10 protein-coding genes are annotated in these 11,283 nt (G+C 51.9%); 2 read left to right on the top strand and 8 right to left on the bottom strand.

The window, feature by feature from the left end:
* The 5 genes from ACFOLF_RS35230 to ACFOLF_RS35210 form a co-directional block, all read right to left on the bottom strand.
* Positions 1-619 (bottom strand): FusB/FusC family EF-G-binding protein (locus ACFOLF_RS35230; protein WP_379219598.1); only part of this gene is annotated, 619 nt, incomplete at its 3' end.
* Positions 620-896: 277 nt separating this feature from the next.
* A complete protein-coding gene (locus tag ACFOLF_RS35225) occupies positions 897-1,556 on the bottom strand; it encodes a peroxiredoxin-like family protein (RefSeq protein WP_210045991.1) in 660 nt (219 codons plus the stop codon).
* A 154-nt stretch (positions 1,557-1,710) separates the two neighbouring features.
* Entirely contained in the window at positions 1,711-2,679 is a 969-nt protein-coding gene (locus ACFOLF_RS35220; protein WP_210045992.1) for a helix-turn-helix domain-containing protein, read from the bottom strand.
* Between the two features lie 93 nt (positions 2,680-2,772).
* Entirely contained in the window at positions 2,773-3,093 is a 321-nt protein-coding gene (locus ACFOLF_RS35215) for an MmcQ/YjbR family DNA-binding protein (RefSeq protein WP_379219651.1), read from the bottom strand.
* A gap of 90 nt (positions 3,094-3,183) precedes the next feature.
* Positions 3,184-4,059 carry a putative RNA methyltransferase gene (locus tag ACFOLF_RS35210; RefSeq protein ID WP_379113243.1) on the bottom strand — a complete coding sequence of 292 codons (876 nt, stop codon included), beginning with the start codon at positions 4,057-4,059 and terminating at the stop codon, positions 3,184-3,186.
* 337 nt (positions 4,060-4,396) lie between these two features.
* On the opposite strand from ACFOLF_RS35210, the gene ACFOLF_RS35205 reads away from it, so the two are divergent.
* Positions 4,397-5,260: a pentapeptide repeat-containing protein gene (locus tag ACFOLF_RS35205; RefSeq protein WP_210045994.1), complete on the top strand. Its 864-nt coding sequence runs from the start codon at positions 4,397-4,399 to the stop codon at positions 5,258-5,260.
* Positions 5,261-5,347: 87 nt separating this feature from the next.
* Here the strand turns inward: ACFOLF_RS35205 and ACFOLF_RS35200 are convergent, their stop codons facing one another.
* Both ACFOLF_RS35200 and ACFOLF_RS35195 read right to left on the bottom strand, forming a co-directional pair.
* Positions 5,348-6,136, bottom strand: coding sequence for an aminoglycoside adenylyltransferase domain-containing protein (locus ACFOLF_RS35200; RefSeq protein ID WP_210045995.1), 789 nt, complete (start codon positions 6,134-6,136; stop codon positions 5,348-5,350).
* Between the two features lie 94 nt (positions 6,137-6,230).
* A complete protein-coding gene (locus ACFOLF_RS35195; RefSeq protein ID WP_210045996.1) occupies positions 6,231-7,622 on the bottom strand; it encodes a phospholipase D-like domain-containing protein in 1,392 nt (463 codons plus the stop codon).
* A 325-nt stretch (positions 7,623-7,947) separates the two neighbouring features.
* Between ACFOLF_RS35195 and ACFOLF_RS35190 the strand changes: the two genes are divergently transcribed.
* Positions 7,948-10,017, top strand: a complete 2,070-nt coding sequence (locus ACFOLF_RS35190; protein ID WP_210045997.1) for a methyl-accepting chemotaxis protein — start codon at positions 7,948-7,950, stop codon at positions 10,015-10,017.
* Positions 10,018-10,133: 116 nt separating this feature from the next.
* Here ACFOLF_RS35190 and ACFOLF_RS35185 read toward each other — a convergent pair whose 3' ends face one another.
* Positions 10,134-11,144, bottom strand: a complete 1,011-nt coding sequence (locus ACFOLF_RS35185; RefSeq protein ID WP_210045998.1) for a zinc-dependent alcohol dehydrogenase family protein — start codon at positions 11,142-11,144, stop codon at positions 10,134-10,136.
* Between the last annotated feature and the right edge of the window lie 139 nt (positions 11,145-11,283).

Here is an 11,283-nt window from a genome sequence, read left to right as displayed (position 1 = left end):
CCAGAAATGCAACATCCGTAATGCTGGTATTGCAGTGATGATTGTTCAGGCACAAATAATTGCCGAACGCCTTGTAATAATCCGGAGATGATTTCGCCGGTCTTGTTTTGACTGAATAAAAGGCAAGTTCTTCATAATTGTTGCATAAGAAGCAGTAACTCTTCTTATTGGTGGGCGTGAATCTGCCTTCGACACCAATGAATTGTCCATCTGCATGATAAACAATGAACAATTTATCCGTCGAAATGTCCGTCCAGCTCAGATAGGTCAAATACCGGAAATCAATCAGCGACAAATCAGGAAGCTTTAATTTCTTGTTCTTGGGAAACAGCTTCTGAATCTGCTTGTTCGTAATTTGCGGAAATTCTACTATATACGGTTCCAATGAACCCAGAAAATTCTGAAAATCCTCCGCTGTTGCTAGTGTCGGGAATTTCTCCAGCAGCTGTCTCTGGGTGTCGGTCAGGTCGGGAAACAGCCCGAATATTTTGGCTTCTGTACTGTCCCGTACCGATTCCAGCACTTTCAGATCAGAAACGGTTCGCAGAGCCTGCTTCAGCAGTCCGGCTTGCTTCTTGATCACGTTATATTGATGGTTTCTAATAAATGGTACACGCATTGATGCTCAACTCCTTATTTTATAGGGATTGAAAATAAGGTAGCAAAGCCCATTATTAGAAACGATATATGCTGGTTTGGGCGATGTTGTTATTCGTTATCGCGCCTCAAGCAAAGTATCGCCCTGTAACAGGCTTTGCATGAGTGGAGCCAATCCGGCAATCTCTAATTGCCATCCATACCAACCCCCATCTCCTGAAGTTGATACCAGTATAAAGGAAAATCCGATTCAGCACAATTCATGGCGGTCGCGCTGATCCGTTGGCGATTCCCCTCTCCTATAAGGAGCGCAGAAGGTCCAATACCTCACGAGGCTCCATCCGCGACCGGTAATCCGGGTTTACGCTCGCCATGCGGATTATGCCCTGTTGGTCGATCAAGTAGGTTGCGGGAACGGGAAGCTCCCAGGAATCGTCTCCGTTAAAGGCATCCGGAGAAAACCCGAGTGACCGATAAATGCCGCGCAGCTCCTCCGCAAGCTTGAATTTAAGCTGGTACTTCTCTGCCACCTGATTGCGCAAATCACTCAATATGTGAAAGCTTAATTCGTTCTTTTCCTGCGTGCTTAACGAATGATCCGGAGTTTGCGGACTGACCGCCAGCAGCCGGGCGCCGGCTTCACGAATGCTGTCCATGATTCGCTGGTATGCCCTGAGCTCCAGATTGCAGAACGGGCACCATTCTCCACGGTAAAAGGTAAGAATAACAGGACCCTTCGCGATTTCATCAGATAAGGTGACGCCGATGCCTGTCTGATTGCCCAAGGTGAAGTCAGGGGCCACCGACCCCACCGCCAAGCCCTTGGCGATGCCCGATTCCCTGAGCTCCCGGACCGATTGCTCGAAAGCCTCCACGACCTCCTTCGGAAGAACCTCGATGCCATGTCTGGCCATGGCTTCCAGCTCATTTTGCAATTTCTGCTCCTGTTGGTTCGTCATTGTTCATCTCTCCAATCCACTTAGTATGCTTTCAAGCGTACCAGTCCTCCCAATCAAGCCTCTACCGCTGGACGGAGCCCGGTGCTGGTTAGCGGGATTATCCGCAGCCCATACGAAAAAAAACCACTCCGAAGAGTGGTTGGAGAAAAGCGGTTTATGAACGCCGAACGAATTCGCCGGGGTTGACGCCATATTTTTCCCGAAATGCTTCCGCAAAATAGCTGGGATTCGAATACCCCACCTCGCAAGACACCTCAATCACGCTGGTGCTGCCACTGCGGAGCAGCCGGTACGCTTTCTCCAGTCGTTGATCCCGCAGGTAACCGAACACCGTTCTGCCGTACATTTCTTTGAAACCGGTTTTTAATTTATAATCATTCAGGCCGATCAGCCGCGACAGCTCCATCAGCGAGGGAGGCTCCGCCATCCGCTCCAGAATGATCTCCCGGGCATGTTCAATCTTTGACCTGTCGGTCTTGGACAGTTTGGTTGAAGGCGGTTTGCCGTCCAGTAAGAAAGAGCTGAACGCCGAAGACATCAGCTCAAGCATTCTGCACTCCAGCTCAATATTGCGTACTGCCTGACCTCTGGCGGCTTGCAGCATATGCCTCAGTAGGATAATCGTCGCCGGATCTATGGTCTGCTGGAACATACGGTACGGCTTATCCCCGATGATCCGGTCAAATTCGAATGACCGCACACCGCCAGCCTCTTCCATAAAGTGATGAAAGGTTGAAACAGGGATCCCGATGCTTAACATTTGAAATGCTTGATCCCCGCCAAAATGCATGCTGGCCTTCGCAGGATTGACAAACTGCAGAGTGTAGCTGCCGGGGGCTACCTCAAACTCCGCGCCGGAGACCCGGATTTCTCTGGCCCCCTGCAGGCAGTAGCTCAACTCCACCATTGCTGTTTCCGTATGAAGATCCACGGTATGATTGCGGTTCAGCCTGAACTCCGCGATAGCCACCCCCAGGTCGTTGCGCGGCACCAAGCGATGAACGGAGCCCTCTCCCATCTGCGGATGGAGCTTCATCCGCTCCGTCCGGTTATCCGTCTGCCTGTACAATTCAAATCCGTCGAAGAAATGATTGAAATTATGATGAAAGTCGGTACTGCCCATAGCTCCCCCACCCTCATGAAAATAATAATCAATTATACGCGTTTGCTGTCCGGAAGACCACACAGGTTTAAGGATTGCAGTCCATCAGGATGTTCATGGAATTTCCCGGTTCCAGTCGTCAGATCTGTATCCGTCCTGAAGTTTTTTCGGCGCACAGCTCCTCCATGCCTGTTCGAGAAGCTCTTGCAGCTCCGCCGGCCCGACAACCGGAAGGTTAACAAGAACGTATGGATAGCTGCGGTAATGATCCGTAATGTGAAAAACATCTGGATTTACCTGCATCAGAATATCCCTGGCTTCAAAGTCCGTTCTCAGAACCAGCGTTTCCCCGTCTTCAAGCAGCCGGGCAAGCAATTTTCCACGCACCCGGAATGCCGGAGTCCCGTAGGCTGAACCCTCCTCCACTCCAGGCAGTGCAAGAGCGAACGTGCGGACTGTCTTGAGATAAGCCGATTGATGAATAATGATCCCCTTCCAAAATAGAATTCATCAAGCCCTCCGGAACTATTTCTTTCCAATCAGGATGGTCAAGTCAATCGTGATCTCAGTCATATTCATTTCAGGAATTTGCTTCAATCGTTCCGCGGCAGTTCCCCATGACAGCGGGGTCATATGGAGCAGCGGCTCAATAAGAGTATGATCCAGGGGGAACCGATACCGGACCCGCTCCATGTCCATACGCGCAAAATGCTCCCTGAAACGCTCAATCGTGCTGTTGTTTGAATACGACTGTTTCTCCGGCTTATGGGACAAGAAGTCTCTCAATTCTTGAAGATATTCCCGTTCCGGGATTACCTTGATGACAAATCCGTCGTCCGACAGCATTCTCTTAAATTCGGCGTAATTGGATGGCGACAAGAGGTTCAGGATAAAATTGAATTGTTCATTGGCAAATGGACATTTCGCGATATCCGCTACGCACCAGATCAGATCCGGATATTCTCTCGAAGCGCTGGAGATTCCCTCTTTGGAAAGATCCATGCCTACGCCCAATAGATCAACTGGGATATTTCGTGCCAGCTTCCCCTGAATGCTGTGCAGATGAGAGCCTTCTCCGCATCCGGCGTCCAATACACGAACCTCTTTGTTTGCCGTATTGAGCACGGCTCCGATCCTGCTGCTTATCCGTTCATTCAATGGCTCGAAAAAGCCGCTTCTGCAAATCGTCCTTCTGGATTCAAACAGGCGCTTATTGTATTTTGTTTTGTAGCCCTGGAGAGCCAAATTTATATATCCCTGCTTCGATAGATCAAAACAATGCTGTTTGGCGCATATCAAGCTCCTGGATTGAACCATTCTCATCGGATTGTAACAAATCGGGCATCTGAAAATGCCTTCACAGGCTGAAATAAGACCTGCATGTATACTGTTTTTGGACACAAAAAAGCACCCCGTTCATTCGTAGTCGGTGAATGAAAAAAGGTACAGTCAAACAAACCCAAACCATTTTCCTTAAAAATGGCTGAGATTCACTGATCTGCACCTCACATTACCGGTAACGAATGAATTGGATAATCATAAAGGTTACTCTCCTGTCAAGTTATGCGGGGACTTTCCCCGCCACTTATTATAACAGATTTATGCCGCCGCCCGGAATGCTTGTCCATCAAGCACTGCTTCTGCCGGAATCTCCCGGGGTACAAGCATTGACGGGAAAAATATTCAGTACTAGTATAAAAGAATTGAGAAAAAATTATGAAACGAAGGAGTCCGTATCTTGTCAGAGAACCTTGAATATCCAGGACCGCTGCAAGGCGGTAACCGTCTTCATCTGCAAGCGGACTGCGAGAACTGCTTTGGCTTATGCTGCGCGGCGCTGCCCTTCGCAGCTTCCGTAGATTTTGCGATAGACAAAGACGCCGGGCAGCCCTGCCCGAATCTGCAAAGCGACTTCCGCTGCGGCGTTCACAAGAACCTCAGGCAGCTGGGCTTTCGCGGCTGTACGGTTTATGACTGCTTCGGCGCGGGGCAAAAGGTTTCCCAAGTCACCTACCGCGGACGTGACTGGCGGCAAGCACCGGAATCCGCGCAGCAAATGTTCGAAGTGCTGCCGATTATGCGGCATCTCCATGAGCTGCTCTGGTATCTGACCGAAGCGCTGACGCTGCAGCCGGCCCGCTCGATCCGCGGCGAACTCAGCTCCGCGCTCGGCGAGACCGAACGCCTCACGCATCTTAGTCCCGACTCGCTTCTGGAGCTGAATGTGGCGGCACACCGGGCAGACGTGAATGCTCTGCTCCTGCAGACCAGCGAGCTGGTGCGCACAGAAGCCCGCCGCCAGCAGAAGAACCCGCCAAAACGCCAGAAGGCCTATGGACGGGGCGCCGACCTGATTGGGGCGAAGCTTAGAGGAGCCGATCTCAGAGCAGCCAACCTGCGCGGCGCCTACCTGATTGCCGCTGATCTACGAGAAGCTGACCTGAGGGCTGCCGACCTGATCGGCGCTGACTTCCGGGACGCTGACCTGAGGGGAGCCAACCTCACCGGGAGTATCTTTCTCACCCAGGCCCAGCTTAATGCGGCGAAGGGCGACCCTAATACCAAGCTGCCGCCGCTGCTCACACATCCCGCGCACTGGTAAGCTTACGATGCATCAAGCGGGCGAAGGCAGCAGCAGTCCCCCGGACAACAACAGATTGGACATGTCCGTCCCCGTCAATCCAATGGCCTAGAGATTCCCTTCCCCGTCAAACAGCAGCCTGCATTGATCGACCGCAAATTCTACGAATTCCCGTGTTTGCAGCAGTGCTGCCCCCTCTTCCGCCTCAGGGGATTCCCGCCATACAAGAGCTTGCTCGACAAACGGTTTCCACTGCGGCCATTCCTCCTGCGCCCATAACGCCGCCTGTTTCTTGGAAGCGTGCTCTCCTGTCTGCAGCGTATAGCAGGAGCGGCACATGGTCATGATTGCATAGACTTGTGCCCCGCGGCGGGACTCCAGATCCATGATCCTGCTCCGCCAAGCCATTGCGTTCATGTAGATGTTGGACAGAAATTCTTCCCTGGAAACCGGTCCGATGATGGCTTCTGCCGGAGGTCCGATGATGACACGCCCATATTCACGCACCAGGTACCAGTTTACAAGCCATGCCGCTCCAGCCTCTTTGAGGTGAAAAGGCTCACCCGGACTGATGATGCCAATCATGCTGGAGCGGGTGCGGAAGGTTTGCAGCGCGGCTAAACTAAGGTAAGCGACCTCAATCCGGTCATCCCAGCGGCCGTGGCTGCGGGCAAAGTCCTGATGCATCCGGCTTACTTTGTCCGCTTCAGCATTCTCGAGCCCTGTGGAAATAACGGCCAGCAAATCAATATCGCTAATCTCGGCATCAAAATCCCCGCTGACCAGAGAGCCGTACAAATACAAACCGACGAGCTTACTGCCTAAGACGCGCTGCATTTCAGACAGGAGTTGTCCGATCACTTGATTGACCTCTGAATACGTTGTTGGAGCATGCACAGCCAGCCCTCCTTCATTTCCTCTGCTTCCAAAATAACGAGATAAATTATCTTTACGATAAAGGGCAACTGTAAGCGCAGCAGCGGCAATACTGCTATTGTCCGTAGGCCGCCGGATCCATGCTGAATGCAAGACCCTGCCAATTGAAATCCCCGCGATCTCTTCCGAGGCGGTTTGCGTGAGCAATATCCCGATAACGCCGAAGCGCGGCGCGGTCGTCCAATTGCCCGGTATCCTGACCCAGATGCTCGGACAGAAGCTGGCAGCGAAGCTCGCGCACCACGTGCGGATCATGGAATGAAGCATTCATCTCCGTATGGCCGAATAGTGAATTCGAGTGAAGATTGCAGGATCCGATTGTCGCCCATTCATCGTCGACCAGCATGATTTTGGCATGTACGTAGATGCTGCTGCGGCCGCCACGCCCATTGGGTCCGGCAATCCCGGCAAGCGCGAAATTCTCGTATCGGCCCAGTGCAGCGATCTGCTCGAAGAAGCTTTCGCTGTCGGGACGCTGGCGGTATTTGCGCACATGTTCCTCCGGCTCGGCCGGAACAAGCAGAACGATATCTACGCCCCGCTTCAGAGCCTCTTCCAGCCTCGCGGCTATTTCCGGTACCGGGATAGCTTGATTCTCGATGTAAATCGTGCGGCGAGCGGCGTTAATGGCCTGAACGTACTGGTCGAAAATGGTCCGCTCGCCGCTGGCTATATCGTAGAGACTGCCTCCGGGGGTCGGGCAGCCATCGCTGTAGCGGCCTGCATGCACATTCCGCTGGATTTGCAGCAAACTGCCGCCCCGCGAATTGGATACGCTCGTCGGGAAGGGCATCTTCTCGTCGCCGCTGTGGCCCCATACACCATCTTCTTCCGCACGCTCGCTGGCTTCATTCCATCGCTGGACAAAATTGTGATGCACATCGGTCGCGGATGGTCCCGCCACTTCGACATAGACGTCATGACGCTGACCCTCCCCTGCATGGCCGGGTTCAACGGACCTGAAAGTGGGATTAATCCCGCCGACAAATGCCGTCTCGTCAGGTTGGCCGGCATCAATCAGCCAGCTTTTTTGATGCTGGCAGTAGTACCCGTGAGCACGATCCCAGCGGATGCGAAAACGCGAACCACGCGCACCAAGCCCTTCGCGTTCAGCTTGAGATCCCCAGAACGCTTGCCCGTACCCGCTGCTCTCCGGATTAGGGCGCCAGAAAATGACGCGAACATCCAGCCCCCGTGCCGCCGCACGATCCAGTACGTCGAACAGGCTGCCGCGGCCATCCGGCATCTGGAAGTCCGGTGCCATAAAGGTGACCGTAAGCCATACACTGTGCCGCGCGGCTTCAACCGCCTCGCAAATCCGCCGGAAGGCAGGTCCGCTGTCCACAAGCGGTCGGATCATATTGCCATTCCGTAAAGGATAAGAGCCTGTGGCGATGAAAGGGATTTGCATTTGGGAACCGGTAGCTGTGACATCGGATTGATTCATAACGGCCTCCTTCTAATGTGCCTGCTTGCCAATTAACCGGCAGCTTGGCCGAATCTGATATTTTGCGGTTTTTTACATAACCCGATTCTCTCCCTATCATCTTATCCTATGAAATTGCAATATTTCTACCCTTCTATATGAGGGATTCCGTGAGCATTCCGGAGCTATCCAAAGTCCTGAATATAGATATTATCTATAATTATATCTATAAAATTAGATTTCTTTTTACACAAACAACCAAAATATTTAACACCTCTCATATAATTCGGCGTTAATCTAGGAAATAGGAACTACATAAGCAGATGAAAGTGAGGCTGTTCGCTCTATGCAATCCCAATTGCAATATAACGTATTCAGATCGGTTGGCGCCAAGCTGTTCCTTTTTCTGTTCTCCGGCATAATTATAAGCGTTCTGTCTGTAGGACTCGTGGCTTATGATATTTCCAAAGGGATCATTGAATCCCAGGTATACTCCGCCGGACAACAGACCCTTGAACAAACCTCCGATAAACTGAATGTCGTCCTTGGCCAATTCGAGGCATTGGCCCAGCAGCTGGCCATCGATCAGGTCGTTCAGCAGCAGATGGATGTCCTTCTTAAGGACCGGCAAAGCTCCTATGCCGTGTTCCAGGTCTTCACCTCGCTTATTGAACGCCTGCAAACCTATGCCATGAACAATACAGCCATTACGGACAGCTACCTGATACCCGTCAACGATACGATTACCGGCAATCTGGCAGCAACCTCCTCTCCGATCATCGGTACCTCCTCTATCCTGCTGGATCACATCAAGGAGCAGCCCTGGTACCAATCTGTCATTGAGGCAAAAGGAAATCCGGTGTGGATTCCCGTTACCCCAAGCGTACCCGAAAATATATCAAATTCCTCGCAAGCAGGACATACGATTGGCGTCGCTATTCTGCTGCAAAGCTCGGCGAGCAAGAAGGACACCTTCATCCTGCTGATCGAGCTCAGGCTCAGCGACATCATAAAGTGGTTTGAATCGGTTTCGATTGGCAGCGGCGGCAAAATGATGATTGTGGATGCGGACAATCATTATGTGTACTCTCCCGCTGACCAGTTAATTGGACAACCATCCGATATCGGAACCGGCAATAATCAAACAGGAGTAACGTTTCATACAGAAGATGGCCGGAAGCTGGTCACCTATTCCGGATTGATCAAGCTGAACAACTGGCGTTTAATCGGAACCGTTCCCTATAAGGAATTGATGAAAGGAGCCGATCAGATTGCCTGGTTAACCTGGGGGATTGCGGGATTGGCCGCTCTTCTTGCAGTCGGAATGAGCTGGATGGCCGTCAGGCTTATCGCGGCGCCTCTCGCCAAGCTTCGCGATCTGATGATTGAAGGGAAGAAAGGCAACTTAAGCGTGCACTCCACGATTCGCTCCCGTGATGAAATCGGTCAGCTTGCCCAAAGCTTCAACGATATGATGTCCCAAATCGGCGGCCTCGTAGGAGAAATGAAAGTCTCCGCACAGGAAGTATTCGATTCCTCCGCTTCTCTTGTGGAGGTGGCGGACAGAACATCCCATTCCGCTAATGAAATTGCGGTACTGACGGGAGAGATAGCCGCCGGTTCAGTTAACCTTGCCTCCGAAGCGGAGTTCGGCAGCAATCTGGCCCAAAATCTTCAGAAGCAGATGACGCTTCTTCTGGAATCCAAAACACAGATGGAAGCAGCCGCTTCGGATGTGTCGGCAAAAAGCGAGCAAGGCTCCTCCTTCATGATCGCCTTGATGGCAAATACAGATATCTCGGAGAATAAAATCCGCATTATGGCTGACAAAGTGACTCAACTGGAAAAAAGCACCCTCACTATTCGCAGCATTCTCACATTTCTGAATCAGATCACGAGTCAAACCACGATATTGGCCCTTAATGCGTCAATCGAGGCATCCCGTGCCGGAGCTTCAGGAAACGCATTTCGGGTTGTAGCGGGCGAAGTGGGTAAGCTTGCGGAGAGCTCAAAGCGATTTATTGAGCAGGCGAACGAAACGACAGACGGGATCGAACAGGAAATACTTCAAACGGTCAGACTGTTCGCGGACATCTACCCCCTGTTCACCGAGCAGGTCGATTCAGTGAAAGAGGCCGCCCGCAGATTTCTGGAGGTTCGAACGCTGATCGGGGAGCTGTCCCAGCAGCTCCACAAGGTAACCTCTTACATTGAATCCCTGGATCTGACCCAGTCTCAATTAACAGAAACTGTGGGTAATGTAAGCGCGGTAGCCGAACAATCATCAGCAGCAACGGAGCAGGTCGCATCTGCCAGTACGGGTCAGAGCGTTGTGAGCGAAAGCTTGTCGTCACAGTCCGTCAAGCTGCAGCAGGTGTCGCAGCGGCTGGAGAAGGCGCTGTCCCAATTTTACTAGGATTCACGGGCTGCTTTATTCAGGACAACCGCTCCAACGCAAAAAAGGGGTCCTGCTGACCCCTTTTTTGATCCTATTGTTTTAGCTTGTCTTAGAAGGCATAAATGGCAAAGCGATCAGGAAATGCGGATGACGATTTTACCGAAAGCTCCGCTGCTCAAATGCTTGTAAGCCTCAATCGCTTGCTCAAATGGATAAACGGTGTCAATCACCGGCTTGATTTTGTACTCATCGAATGCCAGATTCATCTTCTCCAGCGCTTGACGATGTCCGACCAGAATGCCCTGCACCTTGGCCTGCTTGGACAGCAGCGAGAACAGGTTGACCTCGGCCATCATGCTTTTCAGAAATCCGATGATATAGATATATCCCTGCGGAGTAAGAGCGTCGATCGAACGATTGATGCTGTCGCCGCCCACGACCTCGAGGATATGCTGAGCGCCTTTGCCATCCGTTAGCTTCAGCACTTCCTTTTCCCAATCCGGCGTCGTCACATAGTTGATAATATCTGATGCGCCCAAAGCTTTTACCCGCTCCCCCTTCGCATCGCTGCTGGTGGTGGCAATAACCCGCGCACCCAAAGCCGCGGCGATTTGCACGCCAAAAATCGATACGCCGCCAGTGCCTTGTATCAGCACGGTTTCGTCCGCCTGCAAATTGCCGTACTCCACCAAAGAAAACCAGGCGGTGAGCGCGGCAATCGGCAGCGTCGACGCTTCTTCGTCTGTCAGGTTGGAAGGCGTAAATACGGCGGCGTCCTCTTCCAAAATCATATATTCCGCGAGACCGCCATCATTCGGTCCGCCAATCGCATAGGGGGCATCATTATCGTTCGGAGCCCCTTCGATCCATTTGGTGTACAGATGGGATATGACCCGGTCGCCTGCCTGAAACCGCGTCACCTCCGAGCCGATCTCCTCAATAACCCCGGCCGCGTCGGACACGGGCACAAATTTCTTGCTCATCATATCCGGCAAATAAATACCGTCGATAATGGCTTTATCTCTGAAGTTGAGCGATACGGCTTTCACCCGCACCAGCAGCTGTTTTGGGCCCGGCTTAGGGGTGCCGATATCCACCAGCTTAAGATTTTCCAAACCGATGCCTTGCTTTTGCCATGCTTTCATTTTATAATTCCTCATTTCTTTTATAGAGTTAATATACTTATTATCGTACCATATTGCCAAGACGCAGCACAAAACAAATAAGCCCGCCATTTAGGCGGACTTGAATTGGATCTGAATCCATAGCGGGAGCTTACATGCA

Source organism: Paenibacillus sepulcri, from assembly GCF_042647105.1.
GTDB classification, from domain to species: Bacteria; Bacillota; Bacilli; order Paenibacillales; family Paenibacillaceae; genus Paenibacillus_Z; species Paenibacillus_Z sepulcri.
The sequence above is the reverse complement of the archived record's forward strand: the minus strand, read 5'-3'. Positions and strand labels throughout refer to the sequence as shown.

Bases quoted from the DNA above. Each gene is read 5' to 3' on its own strand.
- ACFOLF_RS35225 (WP_210045991.1), bottom strand. From the start codon at position 1,556: ATGACGAACCAACAGGAGCAGAAATTGCAAAATGAGCTGGAAGCCATG.
- ACFOLF_RS35220 (WP_210045992.1), bottom strand. From the start codon at position 2,679: ATGGGCAGTACCGACTTTCATCATAATTTCAATCATTTCTTCGACGGA.
- ACFOLF_RS35195 (WP_210045996.1), bottom strand. From the start codon at position 7,622: ATGAATCAATCCGATGTCACAGCTACCGGTTCCCAAATGCAAATCCCT.
- ACFOLF_RS35190 (WP_210045997.1), top strand. From the start codon at position 7,948: ATGCAATCCCAATTGCAATATAACGTATTCAGATCGGTTGGCGCCAAG.
- ACFOLF_RS35185 (WP_210045998.1), bottom strand. From the start codon at position 11,144: ATGAAAGCATGGCAAAAGCAAGGCATCGGTTTGGAAAATCTTAAGCTG.